Raw genomic sequence first — 19,516 nt, forward strand, 5'->3', positions numbered from 1 at the left:
GTCCCGCATCACGATCCGGTAACCGGATCGATCGGCGTCAAGATGCCCGCGCGCGCCTCGATCGCTTCGCCCGCCGCGAGACACAGCGCCTCCTGAAAACGTCCGGCGACGAGTTGCACGCCGGTCGGCACGCCCTCGCGGATGCCGGTCGGCACCGACAGCCCCGGCAGCCCGAGCAGCGCGGTCGCGAGCAGCGGCCCCTGCCGGTCGACGATCGCGCGCATCGCGTCGTCGCCGTGCTGATCGGCGTCGACCGCGAACGGCCGCGCGCACGACACCGGCATCAGCAGCAGCGGATGGCGCACGAAGAACTGCTGCCAGTCGCGCAGCAACGCGGTGCGCCGCGCGAGGCCGTTCATGTAGCCCTCGAGATCCAGCGGCTTCGCGAGACGGCGCTGGCTCGCGAACGCGGTACGGATCGCGGCGTCGCCGTGCTGCATGATCACGTCGCCGAGGCCGCTGCGCGCTTCGTTGGTCACCAGGTCCAGCCACAGCTCGCACGCTTCGGCGAACCGCGGCGGCACCGCTTCCTCGACGATGCAGCCGGCGTCCTCGAGCCAGCGCGCGGCCTGCCGGATCGCATCGACCACCACGGGATCGGACGGCACGCCCGGCAGCGCCGCGCACACGGCCACGCGCGCGGGAAACGCGGTTTCGCGCGCCATCGGCGCAACCGGCATCCACCAAGCGTCGCGCGCGTCGCCTGCCGCCATCGCGTCGAGCGCGAGCCGCAGATCGCCGACCGTGCGGGCGAGCGGCCCCTGCACCGAGGCGAGCTGCACCGCGAGCGTGCGGTCCTTCGACTGCGTCGGGTTGTACGCCGGCACGCGGCCGGTGCTCGGCCGCAGCCCCGCGACACCGCATGCATAGGCCGGATAGCGGATCGAACCGCCGAGGTCGTTGCCGTGCGCGATCGCGCCGATGCCGGCGGCCACGGCCGCGGCGGCACCGCCGCTGGAACCGCCCGGCGTCAGCGACGAATCCCACGGATTCGACGTGCGGCCGTGCAGGTCGTTGTCGGTGAACCAGCGGTACGAAAACGCCGGCGCATTGCTGCGCCCGATCACGATCGCGCCGGCCTTGCGCAGGTTCGCGGTCACCGGGCTGTCCTCGTGCGCGACCTGGCCTGAAAACGCGCGCACGCCGTTGGTCGTCGCGTGTCCGGCCGTGTCGACGTTGATCTTCACGGTCACCGGCACGCCGTGCAGCGGGCCGACCGGTGCGCCGCGCGCGATCGCGGCATCGGCATCGGACGCGGCCTGCAACGCGCTGTCGGCCATCACGTCGACGATCGCGTTGATGACGGGGTTCACCGCGTCGAGCCGCTGCAGGCAGCTGCGCGTGAGTTCGGTTGCGGACACGTCGCGACGCGCGACGCGCTCGGCCATCTCGGCCGCGCTGAGACGCCACCATTCCTGGGTCATGAGTTGCTCCTCGTTGATCTCGATGATTGTCTTGTACCGGACGCGCGCTACGCGCACGGCTGTCCGGCCAGCGGGGCGTGCGACGCGTAGATCTTGCGGCACGTTTCGACGACTTCCCACGTGCCGCGAAAGCCCGGTGGAATCACGAACCGGTCGCCGGCGCGCAGCACGCGCTCGCGGCCGTCCGCGTCGCGCACGATCGCGACGCCGCTCAGCATCTCGCAATACTCGGACTCGTCGTACTCGATCGTCCAGCGGCCGGGCGTGCATTCCCAGATCCCGCAGCTGAACTGCCCGCACGGGCTGATGTAGTGATGCGACAGCGTCTGCAGCGGATTGCCGTCGAGCAGCAGCCCGCTCGGCACGCGGCTCTGCGTGAGCTTCGCCGGTGCCTGCATCAGGTCGACGAGAGTCGTGATGTTGGTCATGTGTGCCTCCAGGGCATGAGTGAATCGAAACGTTTCGGTGCCGCGCGGGCGAGCCGCCCCGCGCGCATCAGAGCAGGTCCATCATCCGGTGCCAGGTCATCGCGAGCGCCAGCATCGGCGTGCGCAGCGCGCGCCCGCCCGGAAAGTCGCGATGGCGAATCCGGCCGAACAGGTCGAAGCGCGCGGCCTGCGCGTCGATCGCTTCCGCGATCAGCCGCCCCGCGAGGCCCGTCACGTTGACGCCGTGCCCGGAAAATCCCTGCGCGAAATACACGGTCGGCTCGAGCCTGCCGAAATGCGGCGCGCGATTCATCGTCGCGTCGATCAGGCCGCCCCATGCATAGTCGATCCGCACATCGGCCAGCTGCGGGAACGTCTTCAGCATGTCGCGCCGCATCGCGGCCGCGAGGTCGCGCGGCGTATTCGTCGAGCTGCTGGCCTTGCCGCCCCACAAGAGCCGGCGGTCGCGCGTCAGCCGGAAATAGTCGAGCGCCGAACGGGTGTCGCAGACCGCCGCATCGGCCGGCATCGTCCTGGCCGCGCGCGCGTCGCCGAGCGGTTCCGTCGCGATCAGGTACGTCGCGACCGGAATGATCTTGCGCGCGAGCGCGGGTGCCAGCCGCCCCAGGTACGCGTTGCAGGCCAGCACGACATGACGGGCATCCACGTGCCCGCGCGCGCACGTGACGCGGTGATGCGGCGCGGCACGATCGAGCGCGAGCGCGGTCGTGTCCTCGTGGATCGTCACGCCGGCCTCGCGCGCCGCCCGCGCGAGGCCGAGCGTGTAGTTCAGCGGATGCAGGTGGCCGCTGCCTTCGTAGCGCAGGCCGCCGACGTAACGATCCGATGCGACGAAGCGATGCATGTCGGCGCGCTCGACGACTTCGTAGCCGCGATAACCGAAGCGTTTCGCCGCGGTATCGCGCCACGCGCGCAGCGCATCGAAATGGCGCGGCTTGTTCGCGGCGGTCAGGTAGCCGAAGGTCAGGTCGCAATCGATGCCGTAGCGCCCGACCCGCTGGCGGACGATGTCGACCGACTCCAGCCCCATCGCCCATACGCGCCGCACGTCGTCTTCCGGCAGGCAGGCCGAGAACGTATCGATGTCGCACGCGTACCCGGCAATCAGCTGGCCGCCGTTGCGTCCGCTCGCGCCCCAGCCGATCCTCGACGCCTCGACGAGCACGACCGAATGGCCGCGCTCGGCGAGCTCGAGTGCCGCGGACAGGCCCGTGAGCCCGCCGCCGATCACGCAGACGTCGGCCGTCACGGCCCCGTCGAGCGACGGATGCCGTGCGCGGTCGTTGGCGGTCGCTGAATAGTAGGACTGAACATGTTGCTGGTTTTCGAACTTGAGCATGTGCAAGACTCGCGAACGGCGTCGCGTCAGAACGCGTAGATGAGTTGGGTGGCGAGCAGGTCGTTCGACTTCTCGTACGACCCGTCGTGGCGCAGGAAGACCTTGTTGCTCGCCCAGTCGTGCCGGTATTCGACTTTCACCGTCACTTGCTGGGTCGGGTAGAACAGCAGGTCGAACGCGGCGGCCTGCCGCGTCGTGCCCTTGCACTCGAAGCCGACACCGCCGTTCGCCTTCGACAGCGCGAGGCAGTCCGCATCGATGCCGAAGCCGTTGTACGGATCCATCCCGTTGCCGTTCAGGCCGATCGAGGATCCGCCGCCGCCGTTCTTCCGGTTCACGAGCAGGTCGTAGCGCAGCGTCGCGCCCATGCGGCCGACCACCGGCGCGTTGAACTTGCGGTGCGCGAGCAGCGACAGCCCGAACCACTGCGCGAGCCCGCCGTTGAACGCGCCGTGCTGCTGCTGGCCGTAGTCGAACTCGGCGTTGTACTGCGCGTCGGCGAGCGTGTAGGTCGCATCGGCTTCGCCGAAGAAGAACGCGCCGTATGCGCTCGGCGCATTGCCTCCCACGCCGTAGCGCACGTTGCCGGTCGCCGGATCGACCGCGCTCGGCAGCGTCTGTCGGCCGATGCTGATCGAGCCGCCGACATCGAGCGCGCTGCCGCGCAGATAATCGACACGCGCGGTGAAGGTCGGCACCTTGTTGCTCGTCGTGATCGGGTCGCCGAAGGCGTTGACGCCGGTCTGCGTCACCGCGCCCGCGCTGCGGAACTGCTCGTTGCCGACGAAGAACTTCCACGCCCAGTGGCCGTCCGCGCTCTGGTAGTTGACGCCCGCGCCGATCGACGAGCCCGGATCGGAGAAGTCGTACAGCAGGTTGTGCGTGAGCGTGAGCATCTGGCTCGACTGCTGGTACTCGTAGCCGCCGAACCCCGTCACGAGCCCGCCGACGAACGCCGTCGTGCCCGACAGCGGTACCGTGACGACCGCCGTGTTCACGATGTCGAGCCCGCTCGCGCCGCTGCCCGTCATCATCGACAGGCCCGCGCCGCGGTTCGGCATCAGCGTGATTTCCGCGGACGGTGCGCTCGGGCCGACACCGAACGTCTTCTTGATGTCGAGGAATACGTCGCCGAACGTGCTGTTGTAGTAGGTGTACGCGTTTTCATGGTTCGCGAACTGGAACGACGAGGTGCCGCCACCGCGGTTGTACAGGTACGTCGGGTCGAGATAGCCCGTCACCGACAGCCCCGCGATCGGGCCCGTGCGCGCGGCGTCGGTCAGCGAATCGACCTTCAGCTGCTGATTGGCGACCTGCTGCCGGATTTCCGACACGTCGTCGTTGGTCAGCACGGCCGGCGCCTGCCCGTAGCCGGGTGCGGACGGGTCAGCCGCCGCACCGGTCGTCGCGTTCGCAGCGTTCGCCGCGACCGATGCGGCCGATGCGGCCGATGCGGCCGGCGTGGCCGATGGCTTCGCGGCGAGCTGCGATTGCAGCGCGCCCATCTGCCGTTGCAGCACGGCGATCTGCTGCTGCAGTGTGCGGATCTGGTCGGCGCTCGAATTCGCCGCGGCCAGCCCCGGTAGCGCTCCGGCGATCAGCGCGCAGAGCATCTTCTTTTTCATCGAATGTCTCCTGGTCGTTCGTCACTTCGTGGGATGCGGAATGCGGTCGTGCAGCGGCCGTGGGGCCGGCGCGCTCGCGGGCGGCATGGCGGACGGCGACGCGGGGGTGTCGGGCACCTCGGGCGCGGATGATGCGCGCCACGTACGCATGTCGCGCGCCTGCCGCCGCTCGCGGGCCAGCATCGCGCGGTTCACGACGACGACACCGATCGTCACGACCGTGATGAACACCGTGGCGAGCGCATTCATCTCCGGGTTGAGCCCCATCCGCACGCGCGAGAACACGACGAGCGGCAGCGTCGTCGACCCGGGGCCGGACAGGAACGCCGACAGGATCACGTCGTCGATCGATACCGTGAACGCCAGCAGCCAGCCGGACACCAGCGCCTGCGCGATCAGCGGCAGCGTGATCACGAAGAACACCTTCCACGGCCGCGCGCCGAGATCGAGCGCGGCCTCCTCGATCGAGCGATCGAGCTCCTTCACGCGCGACTGCACGATCACCGCGACGAACGACAGGCACAGCATCACGTGGCCGATCCAGATCGTCAGCCAGCCGCGCCCGGCCGGCCAGCCGAACGCCTGCTGCATCGCGACGAACAGCAGCAGCAGCGAGATGCCCTGGATCACTTCCGGAATCACGAGCGGCGCATTGATCATCGCGGCATACAGCGTGAAGCCGCGAAAGCGCCCCATCCTCGCGAGCACGAAACCGGCCCAGGTGCCGATCGCGACCGACGCGGTGGCCGTCAGCAGCGCGATCTTCAGCGACAGCCACGCGGCCGTCAGCAGCTCGTCGTCGTGCAGCAGCGCGCCATACCATTTCAGCGAGAAACCCGACCACACCGTCACCAGTTTCGACGCGTTGAACGAGTACGCGACCAGGCTGACGATCGGGACGTACAGAAACAGGAAGCCCGCGCCCAGCACGCACACGGACAGGATGCGATTCGCGCGGGTCATGGTTTTGCCTCCGCTTCGGTCTGGCTGTAATGGAGCAGCGCCATCGGCACGAGCAGCAGCAGCACCATCGTCACCGTCACGGCGGACGCCATCGGCCAGTCCATGTTGTTGAAGAACTCGTCCCACATCACGCGGCCGAGCATCAGCGTGTTTGCGCCCCCGAGCAGTTCGGGGATCACGTATTCGCCGACCGCCGGAATGAACACCAGCAGGCTGCCCGCGACGATGCCGTTGCGCGACAACGGCAGCGTGATGCGCCAGAACGCGGACCACGGCGTTGCGCCGAGATCGTTCGCCGCCTCGAGCAGCGTGAGATCCATCTTCACGAGATGCGCGTACAGCGGCATCACCATGAACGGCAGGTACGAATAGACCATCCCGATGTAGACGCCCGCGTCGGTGTGATAGAGGCGCAGCGGTGTCGCGATCACGCCGAGCGCCGCCAGCGCGTGGTTCAGCAGCCCGTCGTCCTTCATGATGCCGACCCACGCGTAGACGCGGATCAGGAACGACGTCCAGAACGGCAGCATCACGGCCATCATCAGCAGGTTGCGGCGAGCCGGCGTCGCGCGCGCGATGAAGTAGGCGATCGGATACCCGGCCAGCAGGCACATCAGCGTCGACGAGGCCGCCATCTTCAGCGAACTGACGTAGGTGTTCAGGTACAGGTCGTCCTGCAGCAGCAGCGCGTAATGCTTCAGCGACAGCGCGACGTGCACGGTGCCGGCCTCCAGCCGCGCGAGCGCGGTGTACGGCGGGATGCCCATCACCTGGTCGGCGAAGCTGATCTTCAGCACCAGCACGAACGGCAGCGCGAAGAAGATCGCGAGCCACACGAACGGCACGCCGATCGCGACGCTGCGGCCCGACGGCAGGAAGCGCGACAGCATGGAGAAACGGCCCGGACGCGATCGGCCGGCGCCGGTGCTCGCGGCGCCGGCAGACACCGGCGCGGACGAAGTGGAAGCGGAGGTTCTCATCGTGGCGTCCTCACTGCGTCAGCACGACGCCGCTGGCCGGCGACCACGACACGAACACGTCGTCGTTCCACGCCGGCGCGTTGTCGTTCATCAGGTGCGAGCTCGACAGGTTCGACACGACCGTCTTGCCGCTCGGCAGGCGCACGTGGTACAGCGAGTAGCTGCCCATGTACGCGATGTCGGTCACGACCCCGCGCGCCCAGTTGTGTTTCGAGCCCGGTTTCTCGCGCGACACGTGCACGCGCTCCGGGCGCACCGAGATGCCGACCGGCATCCCGAGCGGGCCCGTCACGCCGTGGCTCACGTACATGCGCGCCTCGAGGTCGTCGCTTTCGACGAAGATGTGGTCGGGTTCGTCCTCGACCACGCGCCCTTCGAACAGGTTGGTCGAGCCGATGAATTCGGCCGAGAAACGGCTGTTCGGGTATTCGTAGACTTCGCCGGGCGAGCCGATCTGCACGATCTTGCCCTCGCTCATCACCGCGAGGCGGCTCGCCATCGTCATCGCTTCTTCCTGGTCGTGCGTGACCATCACGCAGGTCACGTCGACCTTCTCGATGATGTTCACGAGTTCGAGCTGGGTCTTCTGGCGGATCTTCTTGTCGAGCGCGGACATCGGCTCGTCGAGCAGCAGCAGCTTCGGGCGCTTGACCAGCGAGCGAGCCAGCGCGACGCGCTGCTGCTGGCCGCCTGAAAGCTGATGCGGCTTGCGCTTCGCGTACTTGCTCATCTGCACGAGCGCGAGCGCGTCGGCCACGCGTTCCCGGATCTCGTTCTTCGGCGTGCCTTCCTGCTTCAGGCCGAACGCGACGTTCGATTCGACCGTCATGTGCGGGAACAGCGCGTACGACTGGAACATCATGTTGACCGGGCGGCGGTATGGCGGCAGCGACGCGAGGTCCTCGCCGTCGACGAAGATCTTGCCGGAGGTGGCCGTCTCGAGCCCGGCGAGCATGCGCAGCAGCGTCGACTTGCCGCAGCCGGAGCTGCCGAGCAGCGCGAACAGTTCGTTCTTCTCGATCGTCAGGTTCACGTTGTCGACGGCCGTGCTGTCGCCGAATTTCTTCACGACGTTTTCGATGCGGACGAAGGCGTCCGCATCGCGGCACATGCCGGCCGCCACCGACGCGGCAGGGAGCGTATGGATCATCGTCGCCTCCCTCAACCGCCCGACTTCAGCTGCAGCCACAGCCGGTTCTGCATCCGTGCGATGTCGGCGCTTCGCGGCATTGCGAGCGACGTCTTCGCGATCGTGGCATCGGACAGGTAGACGCTCGTGTCCTGCGCGATCACCGGTGTCACGAATGCGCGCGCGGCCTTGTTGGCGCTCGGGTAGAAGATCTCGTTCGTGATCGCCGCGTTGGTCTTCGGCTCCTCGATGTAGTTGATCCACTTCAGCGCGGCTTCCGGATGCGGCGCATCCTTCGGGATCGCCATCACGTCGAACCACAGCAGGCCGCCTTCCTTCGGATTCACGTAGCGGATTTCGTACGAGCGCTTCGCGTCCAGCGTGCGCCGCCGCGCGACGCCGACGTCGCCCGACCAGCCGAGCACGACGCACACATCGTTGTTCGCCAGGTCGTCCGCGTAGCCGGCCGAGCTGAACTGCGTCACGTACGGGCGGATCTTCTTCAGCACGTCGTAGGCCGCCTGGTAGTCGGCCGGGTTCTTGCTGTCGGGGTCCTTGCCCAGGTACTGCAGTGCCGCCGCGAACGCGGCGTCCGGCGCGTCGAGCAGCGAAATGCCGCAGCCCTTCAGCTTCGCCGCGTTGGCCGGGTCGAACAGCAGCGCCCAGCTGTCGGTCGGCGCGTTGTCGCCGAGCCGCTTCCTGACCGCCTCGACGTTGTAGCCGATACCCGTCGTGCCCCACGCCCACGGCACGCCGTACTGGTTGCCCGGGTCGGCCTTCGCGACCATCTTCATCAGCACCGGGTCGAGGTTCGCGAGATTCGGCAGCTTCGACTTGTCGAGCTTCTGGTACACGCCGGCCTGGATCTGCTGCGCGAGATAGTTCGACGTCGGCACGACGATGTCGTAGCCCGAGCTGCCCGCGAGCAGCTTAGTCTGCAGCGTATCGTCGCTGTCGTAGCTGTCGTAGCGCACCTTGATGCCCGACTGCTTCTCGAAAGTGGGCACCGTGTCCTTCGCGACGTACTCCGACCAGTTGTACACGTTCAGGTTGGCATCGCCGGCATGGGCGGGCAGGCTGGCCGCGCAGGCCAGCGCCGCCGACGTGACGAGCGCGACGCGCAACGCCGGTTGACGACGGATACGGATACGCATGGGGATTCTCCTTGTGATGGCGATCGGCCGTTGCGCCCGGTCCGGGTCGGGATTCGCGTCAACGCCGTCAGGCGGTGTTCGGCACAAGAGGCAATGTAGAGATCGCGGCCGGCAGCGTCAGTCCTGAAAACCGGGACAAACGGCGACGTCGACCGGCCCCGTTTGGGTAGATTCCCGTGTAGGCAGTCGAAAATATTCGTGATACCTGTAGCGCCACCGGAAATTCCTCGACACCCGACGTCATGAACGCTGCGCTGCCCGCCCCCGATCTCCCGCTGAGCCACGTCGCGTTCGTGACCGAAACGCTGGGCGACATCGCCCAGGCCGTCGGGACGCCGCGGTTCATGCGCGCCGTCTACGACACGCTCGTGCGCTACGTCGATTTCGACGCCGTGCATCTCGACTACGAGCGCGGCCCGTCGTCGGGCCGGCGCAACGTCGGCTGGATCGGCAGCTTCGGCCGCGAGCCCGAGCTGATCGCGCAGGTCATGCGCCACTACTACCGCAGCTACGCGAGCGAGGATGCAACGTACGCGGCGATCGAAACCGAAAACGACGTGCAGCTGCTGCAGGTATCCGCGCAGCGCGTGGCGAGCGAACTCCGGCATCTGTTCTTCGACGCCGGCGACATTCACGACGAATGCGTGATCGCGGGCGTGACGGGCGGCACGCGCTACTCGATCTCGATCGCGCGCTCGCGGCGGCTACCGCCGTTTTCGCTGAAGGAACTGAGCCTGCTGAAGCAGCTTTCACAGGTCGTGCTGCCGCTGGCGTCCACGCACAAGCGCCTGCTCGGCGCGATCTCCGCGGACGACGCGCCGCGCGACGAGCTCGATCCCGACCTCGTCGCGCAATGGCTGCCGGAATGGCACGAACGCCTGACCGCGCGCGAGATGCACGTATGCGCATCGTTCATCCAGGGCATGACCTCGGCGGCCATCGCGCAATCGATGGGGCTCAAGACGTCCACCGTCGACACGTACGCGAAGCGCGCCTTCGCAAAGCTCGGCGTCGATTCGCGCCGGCAACTGATGACGCTCGTGCTGAAAAACGCGTCGCGGCGGCACGGCGCATAACGTCCCCACGCACCGGCCACCGGCCGGTTGCGCGCGCATCCATCTCCGCGCCGCCTCATAACGATCCGACAATTTATTGGTTCCCTCGACGATGCGCTGTCCGTATCGTTCACCGACTCGTCAGACCAATCGACCAACGGGGGAATCCAACAATGAAACCAGTCCGTTCATTCGCACTGCTCGCGCTGCCGGCCGCGCTCTTCGCCGCCGGCGCCCACGCGCAAAGCAGCGTCACGCTGTACGGCATCGCCGATGCGGGCATCGCCTATGTCCACAACGCGCAGAACGCGAACGGCAGCAATGCGTCGAGCCTCGTCAAGTTCAGCAGCGGCAACCTGTCCGGCAGCCGCTGGGGGCTGCGCGGCACCGAGGATCTCGGCGGCGGCCTGGCCGCGCTGTTCCAGCTCGAGAACGGTTTCAACATCGGCACGGGCGCACTCGGCCAGGGCAGCCGCGAATTCGGCCGCAAGGCCGTCGTCGGCCTCGCGAGCAGCACGTACGGTACCGTCACGCTCGGCCGCCAGTACGATCCGGTCGTCGACCTCGTGCAGGGCCTCACTCAGGACAACTACTTCGGCGGCGTGTTCGCGACGCCGGGCGACCTCGACAACTACGACAACAGCCTGCGCGTCAGCAACTCGGTGAAATACACGAGCCCGCTGATCTCGGGCTTCCAGTTCGAGGGCCTGTACGGCTTCGGCGGCGTCGCGGGCGCCACCGGCAGCGGCCGCACGTACAGCTTCGGCGCAAGCTACGCGAACGGCCCGCTGTCGCTCGGCGCCGGCTTCTTCTATGCGAACGGCGGCTCCTCGGTCGCGAACGGCGTGCGCACGTGGTCGAGCAGCTCGGACACGCTGTTCAACACCGTGATCAACCAGGGCTTCTCGAGCGCGAAGTCGATCCAGATCGTGCGTGTGGCCGGCCAGTACGTGGCCGGGCCCGCCACCTTCGGCCTCGCGTATTCGAATACGCAGTACGGCGCGGACACGCTGTCGGCGTTCAGCCAGAACGCGAAGTTCAACAACGGCTCCGCGTTCTTCAACTGGCAGTTCTCGCCGGCGCTGCGCGCGGGTGTCGGCTACAACTACACGTCGCTGACGGGCCCGTCTTCCGCGCACTACAACCAGGTCAACCTCGGCGCGGACTACGCGCTGTCGAAGCGCACCGACCTGTATGCGCTGTTCGGCTACCAGAAGGCGAGCGGCAACACGCTCAACGCGAACGGCGCGGTCGTGAAGGCCGCCGCGTCGGTCGGCTCGTACGGCGTGAACTCCGGCACCGATACGCAGGAACTCGCGATCGTCGGGATTCGCCACAAGTTCTGATCGCGTCGCCGCCAGGCGACGACAGCGACGGACGACAGCCGGCAGGCGCGCACCGCGGTGCGCGCCTGCGGCGTTTACACTGTCCGCGTTCACGTTCCGCACGACACAAGGAGGCCGGCATGCTGACCGTATGGGGGCGCCGCAATGCATTCAACGTCCAGAAGGTGATGTGGCTCGTCGACGAGCTCGCGCTTGAGCATCGGCACGTGCCGGCCGGCGGGCAGTTCGGCGTGCTCGACACGCCCGGATTTCTCGCGATGAACCCGCACGGGCGCGTGCCCGTGATCGACGACGGCGGCACGGTCGTCTGGGAATCGCACAGCATCCTGCGCTACCTCGCCGCGCGTTACGGGCGCCCCGGTTTCTGGCACGACGATCCGGCCGAACAGTCGCGCGCCGACCGCTGGATGGACTGGTCGCAAACCACGCTGCAGCCGACGTTCCTGAACGGCGTGTTCCGGGGCTTCTACCGGACGCCGCCCGAGCAGCGCGACGCGGCGCGCGTCGAGCAAAGCATCGCGCAGTGCGCGCAATACTTCCGCACGCTCGATGCGGTGCTGGCCGGGCAACCGTTTCTCGCGGGCGACACGCTCACGCTCGCCGACATCGCGGCCGGCACGCATCTGTATCGCTATTTCGAGCTCGACATCGCCCGGCCGGACCTGCCGCACGTGCAAGCATGGTACGAACGGCTGAAAGCGCGGCCCGCGTATCGCGCGCACGTGATGATTCCGTTCGACGACCTGCGGGGCAAGCTCGACTGAGCGGGCGCCGCGCCAACGGCAGGCGGCTTGTTGGATGGTTGTAAGAACAACGGTGTAGGGTGCCGACCTGTACGCCCGCCGGATTTGCATGCGTCGTCGCGACCAGGATCGTCGCCAGGCGGGTCATCGCTGACCAACCACGCAGGCAACGTGATGAGCGCTCAGGACATTCCGGTCGACTTCGCTTTTCAGCAGGACACGGCGGCAGCCGTCCATCGAAACGCCGGCCTCGACGCGTTGCGCGCGTGCCTGACGTTGCTGGTGGTCTTTCACCACTGCGCGATCACATACGGCGCGCTCGGCGGGTGGTACTACCACGAGGTGGCTGCCGGGCCGTCCGTGGAATCCGCACTGCTGACGCTCTTCTGCGCGATCAACCAGGCCTTTTTCATGGGCCTGTTCTTTTTCCTGGCCGGTTATTACACGTCGCCGTCCATCGATCGCAAGGGCACCGCCCGTTTCGTCGCCGACCGGTTCATCAGGCTCGGCCTGCCTCTGCTGGTGTACGGCTTCGTGATCGGCCCGGCAACGATCGCCCTGGCGCAATCGGGCGCAGGCCACCCGTTCGCGGATACGCTGGGCCGCCTGTGGCGCAAAGGCACGTTCGAGAACGGCCCGATGTGGTTCGCCGAGGCGCTGCTGATGTTCAGCGCAGCCGCAGCACTCTGGCACATCGCCTTCCGGCGCACCGTGGCGCGCGATACGAACCGCCCCGCCCGCAACCCCTTTCCTTCCGACAGGACGTTGGCCGCCGCGGCGTTGTTCACGGGTATCGCGGCACTCGCGCTGCGGTCGCGATGGCCGGTAGGTACCAACGTATGGGGGCTGCAGCTCGGCTACTTCGCGAGCTACGTCGTGTTGTACGCAGCCGGGTGCCGGACCGCGCGCGTGCACTGGATCGAGCACCTGCCGGCACGGCAGGTCAGACTGTGGTGGCGCATCGCACTGCTGGCACTCCCTGTCCTGCCGGTCGCTTACCTGCTCGCCAAGCACGTTCCTGCATTGCACGGCCGCCCGCAGGACGTGATCTACGCATTCTGGGAGCCGCTGGTCGCGTGGGGAACGAGCCTGTTTCTTGCCAGCCGTTTCCAGCGGCGCTTCGATCGACTGACAGGCGCATGGCGGTCGCTGTCCCGGCGCGCGTACACGATCTACATCATCCATCCCCCGGTGCTGGTGGGTATCGCCCTCGTATGGCGAACCGTGCCGGCGTCGCCGTTCCTGAAATTCGCCGTGACCGGCGGCGTCGCCTGCGTCACGTGCTACCTGATTGCCGGCCTCCTGCTCCGGTTGCCGAGACTCGCGTCGATCCTGTAAGCGCACCCATGCCTGGCGCAGCTGGAAGAAGGCACACGATCAAGCCGGAAATGCGAGCCTAATGTCGCCGCATGCCCCCCGCCCCGCCCATGCCGCCGAACGCATGCATTCCGCCGAATTCGCGATGCGCGCCGACCGGGAACGCGCCATGGCGAAAACCGGCGCCGATAGGCACGCCGAAGCGGCGATGTTCGATCCCGTTGACGTGAACGACCGGATCGAAATGGTGGAAATGGTGGAAGTGGTGGAAACGATCGATGAAGACGAAGCTCACGCCCGCGCCGATGAAAAGCGGCGGCCCCCAGTACCCCAGGTCGGCATACGGGTAGTCCACCGCCGGATACCATAAAACACTACCATCGGGACTCTGCACGAACTGCCATGTGCCGTCGTCCTGCAGGCACGCACGCCCCACGATTTGCTGGTCCGTACCGTCGATGTTCGCTCGCGCGACGACTGCACGGCAGTTGGCCGTGTCGTCCGCCAGATCGTCGTACGTTTGCGCGAAGACCGCCGCGGAACAGCCGAGACAGACGATACCTATCCCGGCTCGAAACAAGTTGCACATGATCGGCTCCTGATTGCCCCCGACCACTCGATCGCGTGGCGCCGCTGACGGCGCCCGACACATCGGATTGCTCACGCACGATTCACCACGCGGCGGTAACGCGCCGCCGCTTCGTACAAGGTCTCCTGCCTGCTGAACGATGCGGCGCGCGTGCTTATTCCAGGGGTCTGGTGCGATTGACCGACGCGGGAACCTTCGACAGTCGATGCCGCGGCTGGCGGCCGGCGCCGGCCTAGCGCCTCGCGAAGCGGTAAGCCGCTGCCGCCGTGATCCCGAATACCAGATGGGCCACCAGCGTGATCGCACCACGGACCGGAACGAACCACGGGAAGATCGCGGTGAAGGCGTACAGGTTGACGCCGTACAGGATGAGGCCGAACGCGCCGCCTGCGAGTAGCGCGGCCGCGAGCGACAGGGTGCGGATCGTTTTCGCCAGCACGGCCGCATAGACCAGCGACAGCACCAGATGCACGAAGGTCGCCACCGCCATGACCAGCGGATCGAAGCCGGCGGACACGTCGAGCACGCGGCGCCCCATCACGATGGCGGCCGTGAGGCGTGCGTCGCGCAGCAGGTTCCCGACGGCATCATCGCCGGCGATCGGCCAGAGCAGCAGCTCGACGACGGTCGAGCCGACCGCCGCGGCGAACGCCGCCCAGAGAATCGGGACGACACTCGCGCGTTTCAACTGGCGCCCCCGGCGCAACCGGCCGAGGAATCGAAGCAGCGTGTGCCGCCTCCGCTCCGGCGCCGGCCGTGCAGCATGTGCCCGCGATGCCGAACCGGGCAGCCACGCAACATCACGACGCCCGTTCGCAATCCGTCCAGTAAGCGAACGGATCGCGATGCTTCGGATAGTTTTCGTCCAGCCATTTCAGCAAGGTCGCCCGTGCGTTGTCCATGTCGGCTTTCAGCGACGAGGTCGTCAATTCATGCACTTCGACGGACTTCTCGCGATCGACCACGAAGCAGTTCCAGTCGGGCCCGTCGAGATCCGGATCGTCGGACGCCTTCGACGACTTGCCCCAGCCGAACCCCTTGCGTGCGTCGATGTAGTACCGCGGATGCACTTTCAGGTACGACATCTCGCCGCCCTGCAGGCTGCTCTCCGCGCGCAGCACGTCGTGCCCGTCGACGATCTGCGTGACTTCCGGAAGCCGGCGCGCTCGCCATCCGGCGGGCAGCGTCGCGATGGCCTTGACGCTGTCGTACATCCCCCAATCCAGCCCCCACGCTTCGGCCATGCGCTTCATGAATGCGTCCGCATTCGGATAACCGCGCAGCTGAATCCGGGTCGACAGCGTGACTTCGATCCCGCCGCGCACGCCCGTGCCGGCGGATGCCTCGTTTGCGTTCGCTTCGAACGGGTTGCCGGGACGAGACGCGCGCGTCTCGTCCGCGGGCGCCATGCCCGAAAAAAGCTGGTCGAGCGCTGCACGCGCTTTCGACGATTTGTCCGGCCTGTTCATTGTTGACCTCGCTTGCACCCGCACGGATGCATACATTTCCGATTTTCGTTCATCTCTCCACCTCATCGTTTTTTCGCGGACGCATTGTCGTCGATCCGGCGCCGCCGGCCTAGTGCCTCGAATCGCACACCGCGTCCTTCGCACCAGCCGGCCCGCCGTGGCGGGTCGCCACGACCATTTCCATTTCGCTCACTTGCCTGCCGCCACCGCCGCCCGCATCCGCTCCATCAACGCCAGCACCTCCGGCCGATTCTCCCCCTTCGCGTGCACGAAGTAATACCGGAGCACCGAATCGACCTCGTGGCGGCTCACGCGCACGAGTTCGCTGCGCTTGAGATAGGCGTCCGCAAGCGGTACGCGCGCCAGCGCCACGCCGAGCCCGGCCTCGGCCGCGGCCAGCACGAGGTTGTAATCCTCGAACCGGCGATCCTGCGCGCGCGGCTTGAACGGCACGCCCAACGCATCGAACCACGTGCGCCAGCCGGTCACATCGGAATCGTGCAGCAACGGCATGTCGAGCAACGCGGCATCGCCGCGCCGGCGGCGTTCCGCAGCCAGTTGCGCGGCGAGCCGCGGATGCGCGACCGGATAGAGCCGCTCCGGCATGAACGCACGGGTTTCGAGCTGGCGCCAGTTGCCGCGCCCGTACCGGACCGACAGGTCCGCTTCGCCGCCGGCGATATCCACGTTGCGAAGATCGATGCCGAGTTCGATCTGCAACGCGGGGGCCTCGCTCTCGAGCGCATGCTGCCGCTCGAACAGCCACAGCTGCGCGAACGCCGGCACCACGCTCATCCTGACCAGTCGCGGCGCGCGCGGCGAACGCCACTGGTCGGCCGCACTGTCGATGATCGCGAACGCCTGTTCGATCCGGCCGACGAAGCGCTGCCCGTCCGGCGTCAGGCGCACGCCGCGCGCATGACGTTCGAACAACTTCAGGCCGAGCCAGTTTTCAACGGCGGCCACCCGCCGGCTGATCGCGCCGTGCGTCACGCCGGAGACGTCGGCGGCGGCCAGGAACGAACCCTCGCGCGCGACCGTGCACACCGTCTCCAGGCTCGCGAGCGGCGGCCGCGAAGCCGGCGCCGGCGCCGCGGCGGGCAACGCCGCGCCACGCTTCGCGCGGCCTGAAGCGCCGGCCGGCCGCCGGCTCGAGCTGTGAATCATCTTCATATCTGGATGCTGATCTGTGCGCTAGCTTAACATCTCGCGACGCCGCATCATCGCCGCATGAACACACTCTCCACACCGTCGTCGCGCACTGCGCGGCAGCCGCTGGTCGCGGCCGGCGCGGTCGCCTTCACGATCGTTTCGTGGGCGTCCGCTTTCCCGTTCATCCGGATCGGCCTGCATGGCCTGACCCCGCTTCAGCTCGCGGCGGCACGCTTCGCCACCGCGGCCGTGCTGATCGTCGCGTGGCTGGTGGCGCGGCGGCCGCGCGTGCCGACCCGGAGCGATGCGCTGCGCTTCCTGCTGTGCGGCTTTCTCGGCATCGCGCTGTACAACGCGCTGCTCAATACCGGCGAGCAGACCGTGTCGGCCGGCGCGGCGAGCTTCATCGTGAACACCCTGCCGATCTTCACGGCCCTGCTGGCCGCCGTGTTTCTCGGCGAGCGCTTCAATCGGTGGGGCTGGCTCGGCTCGCTCGTCAGCCTCGCCGGCATCGCGGTGATCGCGCGCGGGCAGCCGGGCGGCCTCGTCCTCGGCGCGGGCAGCACGCTGATTCTCGGCGCGGCCCTGTGTTCGGCCAGCTATTTCGTGCTGCAGCGGCGGCTGATTCCGGTATACGGCGCGCTGGCCTGCACCGCTTACACGCTGCTGGCCGGCGCGCTGCTGCTCGCGCCATGGCTGCCCGGCGCGCTCGGGGCACTGGGCAGCGGGTCGCGCGACACGACGCTGGCCGTCCTGATGCTCGGCATCTTCCCGGCCGCGCTGGGCTACGCGACCTGGACCTTCGCACTCGGCTACTTCGGCGCGGCGCGCGCCGCCAACTTCCTCTATCTGACGCCGGCGGTCGCGACGGCCCTGTCGATGGTCCTGACGGGCGAGCGGCCCGGGATCGAGACGGTGTGCGGCGGCCTGCTGGCGATCGCCGGCGTGATCTTCGTGGCGTTGCGCGGACGCGCTTAGGCGCAACGCCGCATCGGGCCGGTACAGTCAGCCCGACGCTCGTCAAGCGAACCGGTCGGATGAACCCCGGCACCTGCAAAGCCGATCGGATGGCGCGGACTGTCGACTCGCGCCAGTTCGCCAGCGCCGCCTGGGTTTGACCGTTAGTTGCATCGATAGGGGCATCGATCCCGATGAAACCCGGCAACTCAACCGGATGCGCATTTACAACCGTCCAAACTGTGCAGACAAATCGACCGAACAGTTCCGGATTGACCGTGCATCAGTGTCCATGGCTTCGCCCCGGCCGTCGGCCGAATAATGGATGCGGCCGTAAGGCCGTCGACAGCGAATCGCAATCCATCGCGTGCCGCGGCGCACGATTTCCGGCGTCCGGCGCCTCCGGATTTCGGGCGCAGGCCTTGCCGCGCCCGCCCCGTGGCGCGATTCGCTGCAGCGCGCAAAATCGGCTTCATATATATTCATACGAATTGCACGCCGTCAGGCCCCGGCCCGCTCATCCGGGCATCACACCGACGGGCAGGACGCGATGCAAGTGAAGCCCATGATGGGTATGGAGACTCGTCCGATCGCCCCGGCCTCGCCGTCGGACGGTCGAGACGTCCAATAGAACGATCATTCAAATCGGAGATGGCAGATGGAACGAAGCACTGTCGGCATGCGCTGCAAACCCCTGATCACCGTCGCACTGGCTGCCGCCGCATTCGCGGCCGCGTCGGGCGCGATGGCCGACCAGGTCGTCAAGATCGGCAGCGTCGAACCGACGACGGGCGGCATCTCGCACCTCGGCAAGGACAACGAGAACGGTGCGCGCCTCGCGGTCGAGGAAATCAACGCAAAGGGCCTGACGATCGGCGGCAAGAAGATCACGCTGCAACTCGATGCGCAGGATGACGCGGCCGACCCGCGGCAGGCCACGCAGGTTGCGCAGAAGCTCGTCGACGACAAGGTCGTCGCCGTGATCGGCCACCTGAACTCGGGCACGTCGATCCCGGCGTCGAAGATCTACAGCGACGCGGGCATCGTGCAGATCTCGCCGTCGGCCACGAACCCGACCTACACGCAGCAAGGCTTCAAGACGACGTACCGCGTGGTCGCGACCGACGCGCAGCAAGGCCCGGCGCTCGCGAGCTACGCGCAGGCGAAGGGCGTGAAGAGCGTCGCGGTGATCGACGATTCGACCGCGTACGGCCAGGGCCTCGCGAACGAGTTCGAGAAGAAGGCGAAGGCGCTCGGCCTGAAGGTGCTGTCGCACGACGCGACCAACGACAAGGCCGTCGACTTCCGCGCGATCCTGACGAAGGTCAAGGGCGAGAACCCGGACGCGATCATGTACGGCGGCATGGACGCCACCGGCGGCCCGCTCGCGAAGCAGGCGAAGCAGCTCGGCCTGCGCGCGAAGATCCTGTCCGGCGACGGCGTGTGCACCGACTCGCTGGCCGAACTGGCCGGCCCGGCAGCCGACAACGTGCTGTGCTCGCAGGCAGGCGCCGCGCTCGAGAAGATGCCGGGCGGCGCGGACTTCCTCGCGAAGTACCAGAAGCGCTTCAACCAGGGCATCAAGTTCGATGCGCCGTTCGCGTATGACGCGGTCTACATCGCTGTGGACGCGATGAAGCGCGCGAACTCGACCGACCCGGCGAAGATCCTCGCGGCGATGCCGGCGACGAAGTACGACGGCGTGATCGGCACGACGACCTTCGATGCGAAGGGCGACCTGACGCACGGGATCATCTCGATCTACGGCTACAAGAGCGGCAAGAAGACCTTCCTCGACCAGGTGAAGATGTAACCCGCCGCGGCG

At 67.4% G+C, this 19,516-nt stretch carries 18 protein-coding genes; 6 read left to right on the top strand and 12 right to left on the bottom strand.

Annotated features, from left to right (window positions below):
* Positions 1-8: 8 nt before the first annotated feature.
* The 8 genes from L810_RS22895 to L810_RS22930 all read right to left on the bottom strand — a co-directional run bounded on the left by L810_RS22895 (position 9) and on the right by L810_RS22930 (position 9,063).
* Positions 9-1,424 carry an amidase family protein gene (locus tag L810_RS22895; RefSeq protein WP_021160699.1) on the bottom strand — a complete coding sequence of 472 codons (1,416 nt, stop codon included), beginning with the start codon at positions 1,422-1,424 and terminating at the stop codon, positions 9-11.
* Positions 1,425-1,471: 47 nt separating this feature from the next.
* A complete protein-coding gene (locus tag L810_RS22900; RefSeq protein WP_021160700.1) occupies positions 1,472-1,852 on the bottom strand; it encodes a cupin domain-containing protein in 381 nt (126 codons plus the stop codon).
* A gap of 67 nt (positions 1,853-1,919) precedes the next feature.
* Positions 1,920-3,212 carry an NAD(P)/FAD-dependent oxidoreductase gene (locus L810_RS22905; protein WP_021160701.1) on the bottom strand — a complete coding sequence of 431 codons (1,293 nt, stop codon included), beginning with the start codon at positions 3,210-3,212 and terminating at the stop codon, positions 1,920-1,922.
* Between the two features lie 26 nt (positions 3,213-3,238).
* A complete protein-coding gene (locus L810_RS22910) occupies positions 3,239-4,837 on the bottom strand; it encodes a DUF3138 family protein (protein ID WP_021160702.1) in 1,599 nt (532 codons plus the stop codon).
* 21 nt (positions 4,838-4,858) lie between these two features.
* Complete coding sequence (locus tag L810_RS22915) at positions 4,859-5,800, bottom strand: ABC transporter permease subunit (RefSeq protein ID WP_021160703.1); 942 nt, start codon at positions 5,798-5,800, stop codon at positions 4,859-4,861.
* Positions 5,797-6,780: an ABC transporter permease subunit gene (locus tag L810_RS22920; RefSeq protein WP_021160704.1), complete on the bottom strand. Its 984-nt coding sequence runs from the start codon at positions 6,778-6,780 to the stop codon at positions 5,797-5,799. The genes L810_RS22915 and L810_RS22920 overlap by 4 nt, the downstream gene beginning before the upstream one ends.
* A gap of 10 nt (positions 6,781-6,790) precedes the next feature.
* Complete coding sequence (locus L810_RS22925) at positions 6,791-7,930, bottom strand: ABC transporter ATP-binding protein (protein ID WP_021160705.1); 1,140 nt, start codon at positions 7,928-7,930, stop codon at positions 6,791-6,793.
* A gap of 11 nt (positions 7,931-7,941) precedes the next feature.
* Positions 7,942-9,063 carry a polyamine ABC transporter substrate-binding protein gene (locus tag L810_RS22930; protein WP_021160706.1) on the bottom strand — a complete coding sequence of 374 codons (1,122 nt, stop codon included), beginning with the start codon at positions 9,061-9,063 and terminating at the stop codon, positions 7,942-7,944.
* A 242-nt stretch (positions 9,064-9,305) separates the two neighbouring features.
* Here L810_RS22930 and L810_RS22935 point away from each other — a divergent pair, with 242 nt between their 5' ends.
* The 4 genes from L810_RS22935 (at position 9,306) to L810_RS22950 (ending at position 13,545) form a co-directional block, all read left to right on the top strand.
* Entirely contained in the window at positions 9,306-10,139 is an 834-nt protein-coding gene (locus L810_RS22935; RefSeq protein ID WP_021160708.1) for a helix-turn-helix transcriptional regulator, read from the top strand.
* Between the two features lie 152 nt (positions 10,140-10,291).
* On the top strand, positions 10,292-11,464 hold the full coding sequence (locus L810_RS22940; protein ID WP_021160709.1) for a porin: 1,173 nt from the start codon (positions 10,292-10,294) through the stop codon (positions 11,462-11,464).
* A 119-nt stretch (positions 11,465-11,583) separates the two neighbouring features.
* A complete protein-coding gene (locus tag L810_RS22945) occupies positions 11,584-12,228 on the top strand; it encodes a glutathione S-transferase family protein (RefSeq protein WP_021160710.1) in 645 nt (214 codons plus the stop codon).
* Positions 12,229-12,381: 153 nt separating this feature from the next.
* Positions 12,382-13,545 carry an acyltransferase family protein gene (locus L810_RS22950; protein ID WP_179945681.1) on the top strand — a complete coding sequence of 388 codons (1,164 nt, stop codon included), beginning with the start codon at positions 12,382-12,384 and terminating at the stop codon, positions 13,543-13,545.
* A gap of 58 nt (positions 13,546-13,603) precedes the next feature.
* On the opposite strand, the gene L810_RS22955 is transcribed toward L810_RS22950, so the two are convergent.
* The 4 genes from L810_RS22955 to L810_RS22970 form a co-directional block, all read right to left on the bottom strand.
* Entirely contained in the window at positions 13,604-14,113 is a 510-nt protein-coding gene (locus L810_RS22955; RefSeq protein ID WP_021160712.1) for a hypothetical protein, read from the bottom strand.
* A 232-nt stretch (positions 14,114-14,345) separates the two neighbouring features.
* The gene (locus tag L810_RS22960; RefSeq protein ID WP_021160713.1) at positions 14,346-14,801 is read right to left on the bottom strand and encodes a hypothetical protein; all 456 of its coding nucleotides are present in this window, start codon (positions 14,799-14,801) and stop codon (positions 14,346-14,348) included.
* Positions 14,802-14,913: 112 nt separating this feature from the next.
* Complete coding sequence (locus tag L810_RS22965; protein WP_021160714.1) at positions 14,914-15,582, bottom strand: hypothetical protein; 669 nt, start codon at positions 15,580-15,582, stop codon at positions 14,914-14,916.
* 189 nt (positions 15,583-15,771) lie between these two features.
* Positions 15,772-16,755, bottom strand: a complete 984-nt coding sequence (locus L810_RS22970) for a LysR substrate-binding domain-containing protein (protein ID WP_021160715.1) — start codon at positions 16,753-16,755, stop codon at positions 15,772-15,774.
* Positions 16,756-16,812: 57 nt separating this feature from the next.
* Between L810_RS22970 and L810_RS22975 the strand changes: the two genes are divergently transcribed.
* Both L810_RS22975 and L810_RS22980 read left to right on the top strand, forming a co-directional pair.
* The gene (locus L810_RS22975; protein ID WP_021160716.1) at positions 16,813-17,712 is read left to right on the top strand and encodes a DMT family transporter; all 900 of its coding nucleotides are present in this window, start codon (positions 16,813-16,815) and stop codon (positions 17,710-17,712) included.
* A gap of 637 nt (positions 17,713-18,349) precedes the next feature.
* The gene (locus L810_RS22980; RefSeq protein WP_021160717.1) at positions 18,350-19,504 is read left to right on the top strand and encodes a branched-chain amino acid ABC transporter substrate-binding protein; all 1,155 of its coding nucleotides are present in this window, start codon (positions 18,350-18,352) and stop codon (positions 19,502-19,504) included.
* The last annotated feature ends 12 nt before the right edge of the window (positions 19,505-19,516 follow it).

The sequence above is a fragment of the Burkholderia sp. AU4i genome, from assembly GCF_000466765.1.
Lineage (GTDB): Bacteria > Pseudomonadota > Gammaproteobacteria > Burkholderiales > Burkholderiaceae > Burkholderia > Burkholderia cepacia.

What these genes read in the sequence shown, in the direction of transcription:
- L810_RS22915 (WP_021160703.1), bottom strand. Translation starts at nt 5,800, where the DNA reads ATGACCCGCGCGAATCGCATCCTGTCCGTGTGCGTGCTGGGCGCGGGC.
- L810_RS22940 (WP_021160709.1), top strand. Translation starts at nt 10,292, where the DNA reads ATGAAACCAGTCCGTTCATTCGCACTGCTCGCGCTGCCGGCCGCGCTC.
- L810_RS22905 (WP_021160701.1), bottom strand. Translation starts at nt 3,212, where the DNA reads ATGCTCAAGTTCGAAAACCAGCAACATGTTCAGTCCTACTATTCAGCG.
- L810_RS22935 (WP_021160708.1), top strand. Translation starts at nt 9,306, where the DNA reads ATGAACGCTGCGCTGCCCGCCCCCGATCTCCCGCTGAGCCACGTCGCG.
- L810_RS22955 (WP_021160712.1), bottom strand. Translation starts at nt 14,113, where the DNA reads ATGTGCAACTTGTTTCGAGCCGGGATAGGTATCGTCTGTCTCGGCTGT.
- L810_RS22925 (WP_021160705.1), bottom strand. Translation starts at nt 7,930, where the DNA reads ATGATCCATACGCTCCCTGCCGCGTCGGTGGCGGCCGGCATGTGCCGC.
- L810_RS22900 (WP_021160700.1), bottom strand. Translation starts at nt 1,852, where the DNA reads ATGACCAACATCACGACTCTCGTCGACCTGATGCAGGCACCGGCGAAG.
- L810_RS22945 (WP_021160710.1), top strand. Translation starts at nt 11,584, where the DNA reads ATGCTGACCGTATGGGGGCGCCGCAATGCATTCAACGTCCAGAAGGTG.
- L810_RS22980 (WP_021160717.1), top strand. Translation starts at nt 18,350, where the DNA reads ATGGAACGAAGCACTGTCGGCATGCGCTGCAAACCCCTGATCACCGTC.
- L810_RS22920 (WP_021160704.1), bottom strand. Translation starts at nt 6,780, where the DNA reads ATGAGAACCTCCGCTTCCACTTCGTCCGCGCCGGTGTCTGCCGGCGCC.
- L810_RS22950 (WP_179945681.1), top strand. Translation starts at nt 12,382, where the DNA reads ATGAGCGCTCAGGACATTCCGGTCGACTTCGCTTTTCAGCAGGACACG.
- L810_RS22895 (WP_021160699.1), bottom strand. Translation starts at nt 1,424, where the DNA reads ATGACCCAGGAATGGTGGCGTCTCAGCGCGGCCGAGATGGCCGAGCGC.
- L810_RS22930 (WP_021160706.1), bottom strand. Translation starts at nt 9,063, where the DNA reads ATGCGTATCCGTATCCGTCGTCAACCGGCGTTGCGCGTCGCGCTCGTC.
- L810_RS22965 (WP_021160714.1), bottom strand. Translation starts at nt 15,582, where the DNA reads ATGAACAGGCCGGACAAATCGTCGAAAGCGCGTGCAGCGCTCGACCAG.
- L810_RS22970 (WP_021160715.1), bottom strand. Translation starts at nt 16,755, where the DNA reads ATGAAGATGATTCACAGCTCGAGCCGGCGGCCGGCCGGCGCTTCAGGC.
- L810_RS22910 (WP_021160702.1), bottom strand. Translation starts at nt 4,837, where the DNA reads ATGAAAAAGAAGATGCTCTGCGCGCTGATCGCCGGAGCGCTACCGGGG.
- L810_RS22975 (WP_021160716.1), top strand. Translation starts at nt 16,813, where the DNA reads ATGAACACACTCTCCACACCGTCGTCGCGCACTGCGCGGCAGCCGCTG.